Raw genomic sequence first — 17,359 nt, 5'->3', positions numbered from 1 at the left:
CTCTTCAGGCTGCCCATCCCCAGAGTGGATGAACTGCCAGATTGTCGCATTGTCGAACCTGCCATCCCCGGGGGGCTTCGAGCAGTTCCGCTTCCTGCGGCAATTGCGGCATCTTCGCGAACACCGAACTTCCGGAGCCGGTCATCCGGGCCTTCAATCCTTGCAGTCCGAGCCATTCGATGGCGTCGGTGACTGCGGGGCAAAGCCGTTGGGCAACCGGCTGCAGGTCGTTGTGACCGAAGTCGTAAACCCCGTTGCCGAGGTTTGTGGCTTCTAGCTGTTCGCTATCTGCAGCAAAGCCTGAGATTATAGCAACAGGAGTCGCCCGTTCCAAATCATCCGCAGAAAAAATTAATCGGGTATCGAGTCCCTCGGGTGGCTTGGCCACCACGAAGCGTGCCGGCGGCAGGTTCACGGGGGTGATTTCCTCGCCGATGCCCTCGACCCAGGCGTTGCGTCCGCCGAGGAAGAAAGGCACGTCCGCGCCCAGCTTCAACCCGATCTGCGCCAGGCGCGACAGCGGCAGGTTCAGGTTCCAGAGGCGGTTGAGCGCGAGCAGGCAGGTGGCCGCGTCCGACGACCCTCCGCCCATGCCCGCCTGCGCCGGCACGTGCTTGGCAATGCCGATGTGCGCGCCCTGGCCCGGCGCGGCGTGCGCCTGCAGCGCGCGGGCGGCGCGCAGCACGAGGTCGTCGGCCGGCAGCGGCGTGGTGAGGTCCTCGCGGCTGAGCTGGCCATCGTTGCGCAGTTCGACGTGGAGCGTGTCGCACCAGTCGATCAGCATGAAGACCGACTGCAGCAGGTGGTAGCCGTCGTCGCGCCGCCCGGTGATGTGCAGGAACAGGTTCAGCTTGGCCGGCGCGGGAAGGTCGTAGATCGCCTTCATGAGCGTTCGAACACGATGCGCAGGTCTGCCCGGGGCGCCGGGGATTCGCGGGTGGCCTGCAGGCGGCCGTTCGACAGCTGGCCCAGGTCGGCGCGCCAGCCGGGGACCGGGTCGGCGCGGCCATCGAGCCAGCCGAACAGGGCGCCCACCGGAATGGCGGCGCCGGTGGCGGCTTCGATCAGCGCGTCGACGGAGTCGTAGCGGCGGGTCTCGCTGCCGTTCTTCAGCAGGGCTTCACCCGGCGCCCAGTGCAGTTGCGCCAGCGTGCTGCCGATGGGCGTGGTCAGTGTCAGGTCGCCGGTCTCGGCCGAGCCGCGCAGCTCGAACAGGGCGGCAAAGGTCTGGACCGGTTCGCTGTCGATGCGCAGCGACATTCGCCCGCTCCAGCTGGCCGAACGTCCGGGCGCGGCAGCGGTGCCGCCCGAGAGCTGGGCGCAGCCCGCGAGCCACAGCAGCAGTGCGCTGCCGCCCGCGCCGAGCGCCGCGCGGCGGGTGAGGGACCCATCGCCCCGCGCGGGAGCCGTGTGCGTGATCGATGCCATTCAGGGTTTGACGCGCAGGCGCTTGAGGGTTTCCTGCAGCGTCTCGTTTTCGGCGTCCGTCAGCAGCGATTCTTTCCAGATCGCGACCGCGCGGTCCTTCTGGCCGACCGACCACAGGACTTCGCCGAAATGCGCGCCGATCTCGGGGTCGGGCCGAGTCTTGTAGGCCGCCTCGAGGATGCGGATCGCCTCCGCCGTGTTGCCGAGCCGGAACTCGACCCAGCCCAGGCTGTCGGCAATGAACGGGTCTTCGGGCGCGAGCTGCACTGCCTTCTGGATGAGCGTGCGGGCCTCGTCGAGCCGGATCTTGCGATCGGCAAAGGAGTAGCCCAGCGCGTTGTACGCGTTCTGGCTCTCGGGCTTGAGCGTCATCAGGCGGCGCAGCAGCCGCTCCATGTCGTCCAGGCGGTTGAGCTTCTCGGCCATCATGGCCTGGTCGTAGACGAGGTCGCCATCGTCCGGCGCGGCGGCCGAAGCCTGGGCCAGCAGGTCGTAGGCGGCCTGGTATTGCTTGGCTTCGCGCAGCAGCTGGGTTTCGGCGAGCAGTTTCTGCTTGCGTTCCTCCGCCGTGCGCTCGGGCAGCGCGCGCAGCAGCTCGCGGGCCTGGGGCAGCTTGCCCTGCTTCGCGAGCAGGCTGGCGCGGCGGCCCTGGATGGCGCTTTGGTTGTCAGTGCTGTCGATGCGCGTGATCCAGCGGTCGGCCGCCTGGAAATCCTTGCGCCGCTCGGCCAGCTGCGACAGCACGAGGTACGCCTGCGTCAGCCCGCGCTTGCGGTCGGCGACGTCACCGGCGTCCTGGCTCTGGCCCGGCGCCGTCATCAGGTCGACGTAGCGCTTGAGCGAGGTTTCGGCCGCCGCTTCCTGGCGGGCCTGCATCTGCAGGCTGCCGAGCAGCAGCCAGGGCTCGGCCAGCTCGGGGCGCGCGGCGGTCAGGGTCTGCAGCTGCGTGGTGGCGTCGCTGAAGCGGCGGTTCTCGACCAGCGTGCGCGCATAGGCGATGCGCAGGTCGGGCGAGGCCTTGGGGTTGTTCGCGAGGTAGCGCGTGACGATCGGCTCGGCCAGCGGCTGGCCCGGGTCGATGAGCTCGAGCGCCAGCGCCGAGGGCGCCTCGGACGACGGATCGATGGCTTGCCCCTTGCGCGCGGCGTCCAGCGCCCCCGAGGGGTCGCCGGCGTTCAGTCGCAGCCGGCCCACGGTGGCCCAGGCCAGTCCGCCGGTCGTCGGGCTCTTGAGTTCGTCGACCAGTGCCTGCTCGACCACCGAGGCGGCCAGCTTCTTGTCGGCGGCGCGGCCGTAGGTGCGTGCGATCACCGCCATCAGCAGGGGGCGCTCGATCTGCGAGGTGGCAGCCACTTCGGCGCGCAGCGGTTCGACGGTTTCGCTGATGCGGTTCAGTGCGATCAGGATCTGCAGCTCGATGCGCCGGGCATCGCGCGAATTGGGCAGTGCTTCCTGCCAGGCGCGTGCCGCGGAAATGGCGGCGTCGCCGGAGCGCGACTGCAGCGCGATTTCGACCGCGCGCTGGAACAGCTTGCCATCGCGCAGGCGCCGGGCGGCGTCGAGCACCAGCGAATAGCCGGAGCCGGGATCGCCGGAGCGGGCGGTGATCTCGCCCATGAGGATTTCGTAGAACAGGTCAGCCGTCAGCGCCGACGGCTGCGCGGCTTCGGCGGCCGGCTTGGCGGCAGCAGGGGTCGTCCGGGGGCGCACCGGCGGCTTCGGCGGTGCCGTGCGCTCAATGGCGGGAGGCGGGTTGCCGGCGGCGGTGGGTTCAAGAGACTGTGCGTGCGTTGTGTAGGCAAGCAGCACGAGAGACGCGGCCGCCGCAAGGCGGTGACGGCGGGGCGATGGGTTCATCTGACCATAATAATCCAGCCATTTGAACGAGCGCCGCATGGGGCTTCGTCGCTGCCGGAGTTTTACTTTTCATGCCTGAACTACCCGAAGTCGAAGTCACCCGACGCGGCTTTGCCGACCGCATCGCCGGTGCGCGCATCGAGTCCGTGCGCATCGGCAAGCCGCTGCGCTGGGCGCTGATGGTGGTGCCGCAGGCGCTGGTCGGGCGCCGCGTGCGCGAGGTGCGCCGTCGCGGCAAGTACCTGCTGATCGACCTGGACCGCGGGCTGCTGCTGCTGCACCTGGGCATGTCGGGCAGCCTGCGTTTCGACATCCACCTGCCGGAACCCGGCGTGCACGACCACTTCGACCTCGTCACCGAGCTTGGCACCCTGCGGCTGAACGACCCGCGCCGCTTCGGTGCCGTGGTCTACGTGGACGATGAAGAGGCGCCCTGGGCGCTGAAGCTGCTCGGCGGGCTGGGCATGGAGCCGCTGGGCGATGCCTTCGACCTCGACGCCTTCCATGCTGGACTGAAGAAACGCCGCACGGCCATCAAGCAGGTGCTGCTCGCGGGCGACGTGGTGGTGGGCGTGGGCAACATCTACGCGTCGGAGGCGCTGTTCATGGCCGGCATCCGGCCGACCCTGTCGGCGGCGCGCATCAGCCGGCCGCGCGCGGCCAAGCTGCATGCGGCGGTGCGCGACATCCTGGCGCGGGCGGTGGAGAAGGGCGGCAGCACCCTGCGCGACTTCTCGAACGTGGACGGGCAAAGCGGTTACTTCCAGCTCGAAGCGACCGTCTACGGCCGCGCGGGCGAGCCGTGCCGGGTGTGCGGCACGCCGATCCGGCAGCTGAAACAGGGGCAGCGCTCTACTTATTACTGCCCCCATTGCCAGAAATCCTAGGGAAGGCGGGCCCCGTGGCGGCTGCTTCGGGGCAAACTCCTGTTGGTACCCCGTTCGCCATGTGGCGATGTTATATTTGTAAATTCTTACTTACATCTTCCCCTTGAGCCGCTCTTTCAACCAACAGCTCGATCAGCACGGCGCCTGGCGGAGCAACTTCGCACGCCGCCTTCAGTGGCTGTCCCGTTGGCTGACCGACAACGAGCTGCTCGACCAGGCCGTGGCCGAACGGCTGCGCGCACTCGAAGACCAGATCCGCACCAGCAAGGTCATGGTGGCCTTCGTGGCCGAGTTCTCGCGCGGCAAGTCGGAGCTGATCAACGCGATCTTCTTTGCCGGCTACGGCCGGCGGATCATGCCGGCCAGCGCCGGGCGCACCACGATGTGCCCGACCGAGCTGGGCTACGACGCCGCCCTGGCGCCCAAGCTGCGCCTGCTGCCCATCGAAACCCGCCTGGAACCGCATTCGCTCGCCCACTGGCGCGAGCGGCCCACGCGCTGGACCGAGTTGCCCATCGAGGTGGGCGACGCCGAGCAACTGGCCCGCGCCATGGGCAAGGTGGCCGAAGTCCGCTGGGTGAGCAAGGACGAAGCCCGCGCGCTCGGCTTCTGGAACCCCGAGACGCCCGACGACAACCCGGTGCAGGACGCCGAAGGCCGCGTCGAGATTCCGCGCTGGCGCCATGCGGTGCTCAACATGCCGCATCCGCTGCTCGAGCAGGGCCTCGTGATCCTCGACACGCCCGGTCTGAACGCGATCGGCGCCGAGCCCGAACTCACCGTGAGCCTGATCCCGCAGGCGCATGCCGTCGTCTTCATCCTGGGCGCCGAAACCGGCGTGACCCGCTCTGACCTGTCGATCTGGCGCGAGCACCTGATCACGGGCGACGAGAGCCACGACACGCGTTTCGTGGTGCTCAACAAGATCGACACGCTGTGGGACACGCTGAGCACCCCGGCGCAGATCGCGCAACAGATCGAGCGCCAGCGCGAAGGCGCGGCCCGGCTGCTCGAGGTGCCGCTGGCGCAGGTGCTGCCGGTGTCGGCGCAGAAGGGGCTGCAGGCCAAGATCGGTCACGACGCGGCCCTGCTCGACGCCAGCCGGCTGCCGGCGCTCGAGGCGCTGCTCGGCGAAGGCGTGCTCGGCAAGCGAGAGACCATGCTGCGGCTCGCCGTCGATGCCGGCATGACCGCGCTGCGCACCGAGGCCGAGCGCCTGCTGAAGGTGCGCCAGCGCGACCTGTCGGAGCAGGCGCTCGAGCTGCAGGGCCTGCGCGGCAAGAACGTGTCGGTGATCCGCCACATGCGTGCGCGCATCGACCAGGAACACGCTGAATTCGAGGGCAGCAACACCCGCATCCTGGCGCTGCGCTCGGTACAGGGCAAGCTGCTGCGCGAGGTGTACGCGGTGCTCGGGCGCACGGCGCTCAAGGCCGACATGGTCAAGCTGGCCGCGGCGCTCAAGCGCCCCGGCGTCAAGTTCAACGTGCGCAAGGTGTACGGCGAAACCTTCGATGCGCTGCGCAACAACCTGCGCGAAGTGCAGGCGACCACGGCCGAGATCCAGTCGATGCTGCACGCCACCTTCCGCCAGCTCAACGCCGAGCAGGGCTTCACGCTGCAGGCGCCGGCCGAGCCCGACCTGAGCGGCTTCGAGCAGGAGCTGGGCCAGATCGAGCGCAGCCACATCCACTACCTGGGCGTGGGCAACCTGATCAAGCTCGCGCAGGCCGACTTCTGCGACAAGCTCGTGCGCGCGCTGGCCAGCCGGTTGCGGCTCGTCAACGAAGCCGCCATGACCGAGGTCGAGCGCTGGAGCAAGGGCGCCAGCGCGCAGATCGATGCGCAGCTCAAGGAGCGCCGCCGCAATTTCAGCAAGCGCATCGAGGCGATCGAACGCATCCAGAACGCCGCGGGCAGCCTCGACGACCGGCTGGCCGAGATCGCCGCGCAAGAAAGCCACCTGGCCGCGCTGCAGGAGCGGCTGCACGAGTTCACCTCGCTGATCGCGCAGCACGGCAGCCAGCCGCCTGCTGCGGCCGCCGCCATCGCGGGCGAGCAACTGCGTGCGGCCTGAGCGCAACGCCGCGCGGGCGGCCGTCTCTCCTTCCCTGTCGCTGCCCCCCGATTTTGCGGCACAGGTCGTGCGCTGGCAGCGCAGCCATGGGCGCAGCGAGCTACCGTGGCAGAACACGCGCGATCCGTACCGCGTCTGGCTTTCGGAGGTGATGCTCCAGCAGACCCAGGTCACGACCGTGTTGGGCTACTTTGCGCGCTTTCTCGAGCGTTTCCCGGACGTGGCGGCGCTGGCCGCCGGCACCGAGGACGAGGTGTTCGGCCTGTGGAGCGGCCTCGGCTACTACAGCCGCGCGCGCAACATGCACCGCTGTGCGCAGGAGGTGGTTGCGCGCTTCGGCGGCGCCTTTCCGCACACCGCCGCCGAACTCGTGACCCTGCCCGGCATCGGTCGTTCGACGGCGGCCGCCATCGCGGCCTTCTGTTTCGGCGAGCGCGTGGCCATCCTCGACGGCAACGTGAAGCGCGTGCTGACGCGCGTGCTCGGCTTCGACGGCGATATGTCGTCGGCGGCGCAGGAGCGCGCGCTGTGGGACCTCGCCACGCAGCTGCTCCCGCCCGACGGGCAGCGCGAGGCGGTGGCGCACTACACGCAGGGCCTGATGGACCTGGGCGCCACGGTCTGCCTGCCGCGCAAGCCCAGTTGCATGATCTGCCCGGTGAACGCGAGCTGCGTGGGCCTGCGCCAGGGCGCGCCCGAGCGCTACCCGGTGAAGACGCGCAAGCTCAAGCGCAGCGCCCAGTCGCTGTGGGTGCTGCTGGCGCGCGACGCGCAAGGGCGCGTGTGGCTGGAGAAGCGGTCGGCCAAGGGCATCTGGGCGGGGCTGCATTGCCTGCCGGTGTTCGACAGCCACGACGACCTGCTCGCGGCCCTGCCGTCGGGCGCGGCGCACGACATGCAAGACCTGTCGCCCTTCGTGCACGTGTTGACCCACAAGGACCTGCACCTGCACCCCGTGCTGCTGCAGGGCGTCCAGCCGCAAGGCGAGGGCGCGCGCTGGGTCGAGGCGCAGGAGTGGAGCCGGCTGGGGCTGCCCGCCCCGATGCGCAAGCTGCTGGAAACCGCCGAGGCCTGAGCGGCCTCCGTCGTCAGGCGTCGAGTTCGCGGTGGCGCTTGAGCGCGCCCCAGCGCGCACCGAAGGCGCGTGCCAGTTGCTCGACCAGGAATACCGACCGGTGCTGCCCGCCCGTGCAGCCGATGGCCACCGTCACGTAGCTGCGGTGGTCGCGCGCCAGCGCGTCGAGCCAGTGCGTCAGGAACTGCTCGATGTCGTCGAACATGCGTGCCACGTCGTCGTGCTCGCGCAGCCATTCGATCACCGGCTCGTCGCGGCCCGTCAGTGCGCGCAGCGCCGGCACGTAGTGCGGGTTGGGCAGCATGCGCACGTCGAACACGTAGTCGGCATCGAGCGGCACGCCGCGCTTGAAGGCGAAGGATTCGAACACCAGCGTCAGCGCGTTCTGCGGCGCCGAGATCAGCCCCTTGATGTAGCTCTGCAGCTGCGCGGGGCGGATGAGGCTGGTGTCGATCACGTCGGCGCCATCGCGCAGGTCGGCCAGCAGCTCGCGTTCGAGTTCGATGGCCTGCACCAGCACGCGGTGCTGCTCAGGTACGTCGGTGCGGCTTTCCTGGCGCGAGAGCGGGTGGCGCCGGCGCGTTTCCGAATAGCGGCGCAGCAGCGCGTCGGTGGTCGCGTCGAGGAACAGCGAGCGCAGCGAGACGCCGTCGGCGCGCAGCGCTTCGAGCTGCTGCGGAACGATCGGCAGCGACACGCCGCTGCGCACGTCCATCGCGATCGCCACGCGCGTGGCTTGCTGTTCGTGCTGCAGCGCGATGAAAGCGGTGAGCAGTTCGGGCGGCAGGTTGTCGACGCAGTAGTAGCCGGCGTCTTCCAGCGCGTGCAGCGCCACCGACTTGCCGGAGCCCGACATGCCGGTGATGAGGACGAGGTCGAGATTCATGTTCATGGGGCGGTCGCCGGCGTCTTGTGGCCCAGCATTTCGCGCGCATGGGCCAACGAGGTGGCCGACACCTTTTCGCCGCCCAGCATGCGGGCGATTTCGCGGGCGCGGTCGTCGGCTGCCAGGCGCGACACGCCGCTTTCGGTGCGCGGGCCGTCCGTGCCGGCCGCCGTCGTCTGGCGCTTGGCGACCACGAGGTGGTGGTCGGCGCAGGCCGCCACCTGCGGCAGGTGGGTCACGGCGAGCACCTGGCGATCGCGGCCGAGCTGCTTCATGAGGCGGCCCACGGTTTCGGCCACCGCGCCGCCCACGCCGGCATCGACCTCGTCGAAGATCAGCGTCTGCGCGGCGCCCAGTTCGCTGGTCGTCACGGCGATGGCCAGTGCGATGCGCGAGAGCTCGCCGCCCGAGGCCACCTTGCCGATGGCGCGCGGCGTGCTGCCGGCGTGGCCGGCCACCAGGAACGAGATTTCTTCGAGGCCGGCGCGGCCGGGCTGTGCCAGCGGCTGTAGTTCGACGTCGAAGCGCCCGCCCTGCATGCCCAGGCCCTGCATCGCCTGCGTGACCGCCTGGGCCAGGCGCGGCGCCGCCTGCTTGCGGATCTTGCCGAGGGCCTTGGCTTCCTTCATGTAGGCCTGTTGCGTGTTCTGCTCGGCGCGCTCCAGACCTTCGAGGTCGCTTTGCGCGTCGAGCGCCTGCAACTCGGCCTGCCAGCCGGCCAGCAGCGCGGGCAGCTCGGCCGGCGTGCGCTTGTAGCGGCGCGCGAGCGACATCCACAGGCCCATGCGTTCGTCGAGTTCGGCGAGGGTCTTGGGATCGGTGTCGGTGTCGCGCAGGTAGCCGTGCAGCGAGTGGGCCGCGTCCGAGGCCTGCGCCACGCAGGAGGCCAGCACCTCGCCCAGCGTGCGGAATTCGGGCTCGATGTGCTCGCAGTTCTGCAGCAGCGTCGCGGCGCGCGTGAGGGCGGCGAGGGCGCCGTTGTCGTCGTCTTCGAGCGCCTGGCTCGCGCCCTGGGCGGCGTCGATGAGCGCCTGCGCGTTCGAGATGCGCGAGTGGTGGGCCGAGAGTTCTTCCCATTCGTCGGCGCCCGGCGCCAGCTTCGCGACTTCGGAAATCTGCCACTGCAGCCGCTCGCGCTCGCGCTGCAGCGAGTCTTGCGCCGAGCGTGCGTGCTCGAGCGCCGAGAGCGCCTGGCGCCAGCTCTGCCAGGCGGCGTCGAGCGCGTCGGTGCGCGCGCCCGCGTAGGCGTCGAGCAGGCCGCGCACGGCCTCGGGGCGGGTCAGGCTCTGCCAGGCGTGCTGGCCGTGGATGTCGAGCAGGCGGTCGCCGAGTTCGCGCAGCTGCGTGGCGGTGGCGGGGCTGCCGTTGATCCAGCCGCGGCTGCGTCCCTGCAGGTCGACCGTGCGGCGCAGCAGCAGGCCGTCGCCGGCCTCGAAACCGCCTTCGTCGAGCCAGCCGGCCAGGGCCGGGTCGGCGTCGAACTCGGCGCTCACGTCGAGCCGCTCGGCGCCTTCGCGCACGGCACCGGCATCGGCGCGGTTGCCCAGCGCCAGCTGCAGCGCGTCGATCAGGATGGACTTGCCGGCGCCGGTTTCCCCGGTCAGCACCGTGAAGCCGGCGGACAGGTCGAGTTCAAGGGACCGCACGATCACGAAGTCGCGCAGTGCGATGCGTCGCAAAGCCATCTCAGTTCGTCCTCAAGCTGGGGGCGTGGTCCTTCATTCAGGAGCCCCCTTCGTTCCAATGGAGTTTTTTCCGCAGCGTGTCGAAGTAGCTCCAGCCGCGCGGGTGCAGGAAGCGCACCCGGAAGTCGGAGCGGCGCACCACCACGCGGTCGCCGATAGCGAGCGAGGCGAGCGACTGCATGTCGAAATTGGCGCTGGCGTCGCGCCCGCTCACCAGCTCGATCACGATCTCGTCGGCGTCGGGCAGCAGCACGGGGCGGTTGGACAGCGTGTGCGGCGCGATCGGCACCATCACCCAGCCCGGCACCGCCGGATGCAGCAGCGGCCCGCCGGCCGACAGCGCGTAGGCCGTCGAGCCCGTGGGCGACGCGATGATCAGCCCGTCGGCGCGCTGGTTGGCCACGAAATGGCGGCCCACCGACACGCGCATCTCGACCATGCCCGAGGTGGCGCCGCGGTTGACCACCACGTCGTTCATCGCGAGCGCGTCGAACACCAGGGCCTCATCGCGGATCACCTGCGCGTGCATCAGGCTGCGGTGGTCTTCTTCGTATTCGCCGGCCAGCATCGGGATCAGCGTGGCCTGGTAGTTGTCCAGCGGGATGTCGGTGATGAAGCCGAGCCGCCCGCGGTTGATGCCGATGAGCGGGATGCCGTAGCACGCGAGCTGCCGGCCGATGCCGAGCATGGTGCCGTCACCGCCGACCACGAGGCCGAGGTCGCAGCGCTGGCCGATTTCTTCGACCGACAGCGCCTGGTAGCGCGGGTGGGGCGGTGCGTCGGTGTCCTCGCAGGACGAACGCTCCACGAACACCGTGCAACCCTGCGATTCGAGGAAGGCGCCGATGCCCTCCATCACGCCGTCGCGCGCATCGGCTTGCGCCCGGGCGCCGGAAGCCTGGTATTTGCCGATCAGGGCGACGTGACGAAAGCGTGAGGTCATAGCTCACAAATTACAACACTAAAATCTTGCAATGCTGGACGACCGTGCCAAGTTGCTGTTGAAGACGCTGGTCGAGCGTTACATCGCCGATGGGCAACCCGTCGGATCGCGCACGCTCTCGCGTTCGGCGGGGCTGGATCTCTCGCCTGCGACCATCCGCAACGTCATGTCCGACCTCGAGGCGCTGGGGCTCATCGCCAGCCCTCACACCTCGGCCGGACGCGTGCCGACCACGCGCGGCTACCGGCTCTTCGTCGACACCATGCTGACCGCGCAGCGCGAGCAGATGAGCACGCCGAGCCTGGCGGCCGACCAGCCGCAGAAGGTGATCGCCAACGCCGCGCACCTGCTGTCGAACCTGTCGCAGTTCGTGGGCGTCGTGATGGCGCCGCGCCGCGCCTCGGTGTTCAAGCAGATCGAATTCCTGCGCCTGTCGGAGCGGCGGCTGCTGGTGATCATCGTCTCGCCCGACGGCGACGTGCAGAACCGCGTGATCTTTCCGGAATCCGACTACTCGCAGTCGCAACTGGTCGAGGCCTCGAACTATATCAACGCGCACTTCGCGGGCCTGACGATCGAGCAGGTGCGCGACCGCCTGCAGTCCGAGGTCGAGAAGCTGCGCGGTGAAATCGCCGCGTTGATGCAGGCCGCGGTGCAGGTCAGCTCCGAAGTGCTCACCGATGCGCAGGCTGACGACGTCGTGATTTCGGGCGAGCGCAACCTGCTGTCGGTGACCGATTTTTCCAGCGACATGGGGCAGCTGCGGCGCGCCTTCGATCTTTTTGAAGAGAAGGCGCAGCTGATGCGGCTGCTCGACGTGTCGAGCAAGGCCGAGGGCGTGCGCATCTTCATCGGTGGCGAAAGCCAGGTCGTGCCCTTCGAGGAGCTGTCGATCGTCAGCGCCAACTACGAGGTGGACGGCCAGGTGGTCGGTACGCTGGGCGTGATCGGCCCGACCCGCATGCCGTACGACCGCATGATCCAGATCGTCGACATCACGTCGCGGCTGGTGAGCAACGCGCTGAGCCACCGCAAGTAAGCGGCTGCGCGCGGCGCATAGAATCGGGCCCGCGTGGGCCGTTAGCTCAGTTGGTTAGAGCAGCGGACTCATAATCCGTTGGTCGAGTGTTCAAGCCACTCACGGCCTACCACCACACATTCCCCCTCTGTAGACACTCCGACGAAGGCCGCATTGCGCGGCCTTTTTCCTTGCAACTGCGAGGGCGCGAGCGAGGCCTGTGGCCGCCGCCGATTTCACCTACGGCAAACACAGGATTCCTTCAGGTTGCAATGCAACATCGAAGGCAGAATGCACCATTTGAGTGCAAATGTAACGAGCCGGGTGATCCCTGCGCGCGCCGCACTGCGATTCCCGATGGCCATGACCCCGCTTTTCAAGCTCCTGCTTCCGATGTCCCTGCTCGCGCTCGCTGCATGCGGCGCCAAGCAGGCTTCCACCACCGATGACGCGCCGCCCGAAGTCGGCGTGGTGGCGCTGCACGCCAGCGACGTGGCCGTGCATACCGAGCTCGCGGGCCGCACAGCCGCCTACCGCGTCTCCGAGGTGAGGCCACAGGTCAACGGCATCGTGCGCAAGCGGCTGTTCGAAGAGGGCGGCATGGTCCGCGCGGGCCAGGTGCTGTACGAGATCGAGCCCGGCCCGTTCGAGGCCGCGCACGAGCAGGCGCAGGCCACGCTGGCCACCTCGCAGGCCACCATCGCCAGCCTGCGCGGCAAGGCCGATCGCTTTGGCGAACTGGTCAAGGCCAATGCCGTGAGCAGGCAGGAACACGAAGAGGCGCAGGCGGCGCTGGTGCAGGCGCAAGCCGGCGTGAAGGCCGCGCAGGCGGCCGTGAAGGCGGCGCGCATCAACCTCGACTTCACGCGCATCACCGCACCCATCGCGGGACGCATCGGCCGTTCCGCCGTGACCGAAGGCGCGCTCGTGGTGCCGGGCCAGGCGATGGCACTGGCGACGATCCAGCGGCTCGATCCGATCTATGTCGACGTGGTGCAGTCGAGCCTGGAACTGACGAAGCTCAAGCGTCGCTTCATCTCGGGCGACATGGCGCCGGCCAGCACCCAGGTCCGCCTGCGCATGGAAGACGGCCTGCCTTACCCGCATGCCGGCACGCTGAAGTTCTCCGAAGTGGCCGTCGACGAGGCCACCGGCTCGGTCACGTTGCGCGCGGAATTCCCGAACCCGCAAGGGCTGCTGCTGCCGGGCATGTACGTGCGCGCGCAGGTCGAGTCTGGCGTGGAGCGTCAGGCCATCCTGGCACCGCAGCGCGGCGTGGCGCGCAACGAGAAGGGCGAGCCGACCGCGCTGGTGGTGGCGCCCGACAACAAGGTCGAGCTGCGCGCGCTCGAAGTGCGCAGCACCGAGGGCGAGCACTGGGTCGTGACCCGGGGCCTGCGCGAGGGCGACCGCCTGGTGGTCGATGGCCTGCAGCGCGCACGCCCGGGCGAAAAAGTGAAGCCGGTGTCGGTGTCCACGGCGGGTGCATCGTCCGCCGCCGCGCCTTCCCCGGCCGATTGACGAGAAACCGCAACCTTCCGTGATCGCTCATTTCTTCATCCAGCGGCCCGTCTTCGCCTGGGTCATCGCCATCCTCATCATGCTGGCCGGCGGCGTGGCCATTCGCACGCTGCCGGTGTCGCAGTACCCGGACATCGCGCCGCCGACCGTGGTCGTGTCGGCCAACTACCCCGGTGCCTCGGCGCAGGCGGTGGAAAACAGCGTCACGCAGGTGCTCGAGCAGCAGCTCAAGGGCATCGACGGCCTGATGTACTTCAAGTCGACCAGCAGCGCCGCCGGCTGGGCCGAGATCAACGTCACCTTCCGCCAGGGCATCGACCCCGACACCGCGCAGGTGCAGGTGCAGAACAAGGTCAGTCAGGCCACCAGCCGGCTGCCGCAGGCGGTGCAGCAGCAGGGCGTGACGGTCGCCAAGTCGCAGAACAACTTCCTGCTGATCGTGGCGCTCTACGACGAGACCGGCCAGCGCACCGACACCGACATCGCTGACTGGATGGCCAGCAACCTGCGCGACCCGATCAGCCGTGTCGACGGCGTGGGCTCGGTGCAGGCCTTTGGCGCGGCGTACGCCATGCGCATCTGGCTCGACCCGCACCGGCTGGCGAGCTACCAGCTGATGCCGTCCGACGTCACGGCCGCCATCACCGCGCAGAACACGCAGGTGTCGGTGGGCGAGATCGGCGCGCGGCCGTCGGCGCCGACGCAGCACCTGAACGCCACCGTCACCGCGATGTCGCGGCTGCAGACGCCCGACCAGTTCAAGGCCATCGTGCTCAAGACGCAGGCCGACGGCGCCGTGGTGCGGCTGGGCGACGTGGCGCGCGTGGAGATCGGCAGCGAGTCGTATGCCGAGACCACGCGCCTGAACGGCCACCCGGCCGCGGGCTCGGCCGTGATGCTGGCGCCCGGCGCCAACGCGCTGACCACCGCCCGCGCGGTGAAGGCGCGCATCGCCGAACTCGAACGCTCGCTGCCTGCCGGCCTGCGCGTGGCCTACGCGGAAGACACCACGCGCTTCGTCAAGATCTCGATCCAGTCGGTCATCCGGACGCTGCTGGAGGCCATCGCGCTGGTGGTGGTCGTGATGTTCCTCTTCCTGCAGAACTGGCGCGCCACGGTGATCCCCGCGATCACCGTGCCGGTGGTGCTGCTGGGCACCTTCGGCGTGCTGGCGGCCTTCGGCTATTCGATCAACGTGCTCACGCTGTTCGGCATGGTGCTGGCCATCGGCCTGCTGGTGGACGACGCGATCGTGGTGGTGGAGAACGTCGAGCGCGTCATGCACGAAGAGGGGCTCGATGCGAAGGCCGCCACGATCAAGTCGATGAAGGAAATCACCGGCGCGCTGGTCGGCATCGCGGTGGTGGTGTCGGCGGTGTTCCTGCCCATGGCCTTCTTCGGCGGCTCGGTGGGCGTGATCTACCGGCAGTTCTCGGTGACCATCATCGCGTCGATGGTGCTGTCGGTGGTGGTGGCCATCGTGCTCATCCCGGCGCTGTGCGCGCGCTTCCTGAAAGCCGGCGTGCCGCCGCGCACGCGCGGCTTCCTGGGCGCGTTCGACCGCCGCTTCGACGCCGCGCAGGGCCGCTACGTGGGCGTGCTGGGCCGCATCCTGCGCAAGCCGCTGCGTTTCACGGCGGTGTACGTCGCCATCGTGGCCGGCATGGGCCTGCTGTACCTCAGCCTGCCCGGCGGCTTCCTGCCGGAAGAGGACCAGGGCAGCGTGATGGTGATCGCGACGCTGCCGGCCGGCGCCACTTCGGGCCGCACCGACGAAGTGAACCGCGCGATCGAAAAGCACTTTCTCGAGACCGAGAAGGACACGACCGACACCATCTTCACGCTCACCGGCTGGAGCTACAGCGGCTCGGGGCAGAACATGGGCATGGCGTTTGTCTCGCTGAAGGACTGGTCCGAACGCGCCAGTGCGGACAAGCGTGCGCACGCCATCGTCGAGCGTGCCGGCAAGGCGCTGGCCAAGCAGCAGCGCGACGCCGAGGTCTTCGGCATAGTGCCGCCGCCCATCGAGGGGCTGGGTGAGTCGAACGGCTTCGAGTTCTGGCTGCAGGACATCTCGGGCATGGGCGCCGAGCGGCTGTTGCAGGCGCGCGAAAAGCTGGTGCGCGAGGCCAACAAGGACCCGCGCCTGCAGTCGGTGCGCGCCAACAGCGTGGCCGGCACGCCGCAGCTGCAGGTCGACATCGACCAGCTGAAGGCCTCGGCCCTGCGGCTGTCGCTGGACGACGTGAACACCACGCTGGGCATTGCCTGGGGCGGCAGCTACGTCAACGACTTCATCGACCGCGGCCGCGTGAAACGCGTGTACGTGCAGGCCGATGCGCCGTACCGCTCGGCGCCGGACGACATCGGCCAGTGGTTCGTGCGCGGCAGCACGGGCGCGATGACGCCGTTCTCGGCCTTTGCCACCACGCGCTGGTCGCAGGGCGCGTCGCAGCTGGAGCGCTACAACGGCCTGCCCGCGGTGCAGATCCAGGGCGCGGCCGCGCAGGGTACGAGCTCGGGCACGGCCATGGCGGCCATCGAGACCCTCGCGAAGAAGCAGCGCGGCACGGGCCAGGCCTGGAGCGGCCTGTCGTACCAGGAGCGGCTGTCGGGCGGGCAGGCGCCGCTGCTGTTCGCGCTGTCGATCCTCGTGGTCTTCCTGTGCCTGGCGGCGCTGTACGAGAGCTGGTCGGTGCCGGTGTCGGTGATGCTGGTGATTCCGCTGGGCGTGCTCGGCGCGGTGATCGCGGCGGCGCTGCGCGGGTTGTCGAACGACATCTACTTCCAGGTCGGCCTGCTCGCGACCATCGGCCTGTCGGCCAAGAACGCGATCCTGATCATCGAGTTCGCGGAGGCCGCGCTGCGCCGTGGCGTGCCGCTGCTCGAAGCGGTGGCCGAAGGCGCGCGCCTGCGGCTGCGGCCGATCCTGATGACCTCGCTGGCCTTCCTGGCGGGCGTGATCCCGCTGGCGGTGGCCACCGGCGCGGGCTCGGGCAGCCAGGTCGCGATCGGCACCGGTGTGTTCGGCGGCGTGCTTGCGGCGACAGCACTGGGCATCTTCTTCGTGCCGCTGTTCTACCTGCTGGTGAAGCGCGTGGCCGCAAGGCTGATGGGGCGCAAGGCGGAGGAGGGCGGCGAACAAGTGGCCTGAGGCCGTCGCATCACAAGGCCGTGAAGCTTTTTTGAAGGCCTCGCCGGAACAGCGCTTTCGGCGGGGTAGAATTCAAGGCTGCGCGGCTGTAGCTCAGTTGGATAGAGTACTTGGCTACGAACCAAGGGGTCGTGGGTTCAATTCCTGCCAGCCGCACCATCTCTCGAATAGCCTGGAAGAGTTTCTCTTCCAGGCTATTTTCGTTTGGGCGCCTCGCAAAGAGGGGTTCGCTGCCCGCACTCGCTGCGCGGCAGGCACCCACAAAAAAAGCCGCCCGAGGGCGGCTTTTTGACGTCGATACGGACAGCTGCCAGGCCAGGCCTGTGCAGCGTCGCACCATGCGTCTTACTTCTTCTTGGCGACGGCCTTCTTGGCGGGAGCCTTGGCGACGACTGCCTTCGTGACAGCAGCCTTGGTGACAGCTGCCTTCTTCGGAGCGGCGGCCTTCTTGGCGGCGGGTGCAGCAGCGGCCTTTTCAGCCTTGCGCTTGGCGGCCTTGGGGTCGATGGCGGCCTTGAAGGCAGCGCCGGCGACGAACTTCGGCACCTTGGTGGCGGCGATCTTGATCTTGGTGCCGGCCTGGGGGTTGAAGCCCGAGCGTGCAGCGCGTGCGACTTGCTTGAAAGTACCGAAGCCGACCAGCTGGACCGAATCGCCCTTCTTCACGGCAGCGACGACGCTGCTGGTGATCGTTTCGAGGACGCGTGCGGCCTCGGCCTTGCTCAGGTTGTGGGTGGTGGCGATCTTCTCGACCAGTTCGATGCGGTTCATTCAGTATTCCTTGGATGGTATGGCGCCGTGTTGCCTACGGCGGCCCAGGCTTATTCC

Annotated in this window: 13 protein-coding genes and 2 tRNA genes; 8 read left to right on the top strand and 7 right to left on the bottom strand. The window is 68.9% G+C overall.

What is annotated here, in order from left to right; all coding sequences use genetic code 11:
• Window positions 1–4: 4 nt before the first annotated feature.
• From ispE to AC07O4_RS16105, 3 genes are read right to left on the bottom strand one after another with little or no spacing between them, the layout of a single operon-like run.
• Window positions 5–886 carry a 4-(cytidine 5'-diphospho)-2-C-methyl-D-erythritol kinase gene (gene ispE, locus AC07O4_RS16115; RefSeq protein WP_070061996.1) on the bottom strand — a complete coding sequence of 294 codons (882 nt, stop codon included), beginning with the start codon at window positions 884–886 and terminating at the stop codon, window positions 5–7.
• Window positions 883–1,428, bottom strand: coding sequence for a lipoprotein insertase outer membrane protein LolB (locus tag AC07O4_RS16110; RefSeq protein ID WP_495305088.1), 546 nt, complete (start codon window positions 1,426–1,428; stop codon window positions 883–885). Before AC07O4_RS16110 ends, ispE begins: the two co-directional genes overlap by 4 nt.
• Entirely contained in the window at window positions 1,429–3,285 is a 1,857-nt protein-coding gene (locus tag AC07O4_RS16105; protein WP_495305087.1) for a tetratricopeptide repeat protein, read from the bottom strand. It lies immediately after the preceding gene.
• A gap of 71 nt (window positions 3,286–3,356) precedes the next feature.
• Between AC07O4_RS16105 and mutM the strand changes: the two genes are divergently transcribed.
• The 3 genes from mutM (at window position 3,357) to mutY (ending at window position 7,324) form a co-directional block, all read left to right on the top strand.
• Window positions 3,357–4,172: a bifunctional DNA-formamidopyrimidine glycosylase/DNA-(apurinic or apyrimidinic site) lyase gene (gene mutM, locus AC07O4_RS16100; RefSeq protein ID WP_095949174.1), complete on the top strand. Its 816-nt coding sequence runs from the start codon at window positions 3,357–3,359 to the stop codon at window positions 4,170–4,172.
• A 103-nt stretch (window positions 4,173–4,275) separates the two neighbouring features.
• Window positions 4,276–6,249, top strand: a complete 1,974-nt coding sequence (locus tag AC07O4_RS16095) for a dynamin family protein (protein ID WP_495305086.1) — start codon at window positions 4,276–4,278, stop codon at window positions 6,247–6,249.
• 40 nt (window positions 6,250–6,289) lie between these two features.
• Window positions 6,290–7,324 (top strand): A/G-specific adenine glycosylase, encoded by a 1,035-nt coding sequence (mutY, locus tag AC07O4_RS16090; protein ID WP_495305142.1) that lies wholly within the window; start codon window positions 6,290–6,292, stop codon window positions 7,322–7,324.
• A gap of 13 nt (window positions 7,325–7,337) precedes the next feature.
• Here mutY and rapZ read toward each other — a convergent pair whose 3' ends face one another.
• From rapZ to AC07O4_RS16075, 3 genes are read right to left on the bottom strand one after another with little or no spacing between them, the layout of a single operon-like run.
• Complete coding sequence (gene rapZ / locus AC07O4_RS16085; protein WP_062476353.1) at window positions 7,338–8,210, bottom strand: RNase adapter RapZ; 873 nt, start codon at window positions 8,208–8,210, stop codon at window positions 7,338–7,340.
• Window positions 8,211–8,212: 2 nt separating this feature from the next.
• Window positions 8,213–9,895 carry a DNA repair protein RecN gene (gene recN, locus AC07O4_RS16080; protein WP_495268510.1) on the bottom strand — a complete coding sequence of 561 codons (1,683 nt, stop codon included), beginning with the start codon at window positions 9,893–9,895 and terminating at the stop codon, window positions 8,213–8,215.
• A 37-nt stretch (window positions 9,896–9,932) separates the two neighbouring features.
• Window positions 9,933–10,838: an NAD kinase gene (locus AC07O4_RS16075; RefSeq protein ID WP_070062001.1), complete on the bottom strand. Its 906-nt coding sequence runs from the start codon at window positions 10,836–10,838 to the stop codon at window positions 9,933–9,935.
• Between the two features lie 31 nt (window positions 10,839–10,869).
• Between AC07O4_RS16075 and hrcA the strand changes: the two genes are divergently transcribed.
• The 5 genes from hrcA to AC07O4_RS16050 all read left to right on the top strand — a co-directional run bounded on the left by hrcA (window position 10,870) and on the right by AC07O4_RS16050 (window position 16,690).
• Complete coding sequence (gene hrcA, locus AC07O4_RS16070) at window positions 10,870–11,877, top strand: heat-inducible transcriptional repressor HrcA (RefSeq protein WP_139702596.1); 1,008 nt, start codon at window positions 10,870–10,872, stop codon at window positions 11,875–11,877.
• Window positions 11,878–11,912: 35 nt separating this feature from the next.
• Window positions 11,913–11,989 (top strand) — tRNA-Ile (locus AC07O4_RS16065).
• Between the two features lie 260 nt (window positions 11,990–12,249).
• The gene (locus AC07O4_RS16060) at window positions 12,250–13,377 is read left to right on the top strand and encodes an efflux RND transporter periplasmic adaptor subunit (RefSeq protein WP_495305085.1); all 1,128 of its coding nucleotides are present in this window, start codon (window positions 12,250–12,252) and stop codon (window positions 13,375–13,377) included.
• A 19-nt stretch (window positions 13,378–13,396) separates the two neighbouring features.
• Window positions 13,397–16,531: an efflux RND transporter permease subunit gene (locus AC07O4_RS16055; RefSeq protein ID WP_495305084.1), complete on the top strand. Its 3,135-nt coding sequence runs from the start codon at window positions 13,397–13,399 to the stop codon at window positions 16,529–16,531.
• Window positions 16,532–16,613: 82 nt separating this feature from the next.
• A tRNA-Arg gene (locus tag AC07O4_RS16050) sits at window positions 16,614–16,690 on the top strand.
• A 186-nt stretch (window positions 16,691–16,876) separates the two neighbouring features.
• Here AC07O4_RS16050 and AC07O4_RS16045 read toward each other — a convergent pair.
• Window positions 16,877–17,302, bottom strand: a complete 426-nt coding sequence (locus AC07O4_RS16045; RefSeq protein ID WP_062476298.1) for an HU family DNA-binding protein — start codon at window positions 17,300–17,302, stop codon at window positions 16,877–16,879.
• Window positions 17,303–17,359: the final 57 nt, after the last annotated feature.

It is taken from the genome of Variovorax sp. GW821-FHT09D04 (assembly GCF_059416405.1).
Note: the sequence above shows the minus strand (reverse complement) of the source record. Positions and strands in the feature narration are given on the sequence as shown.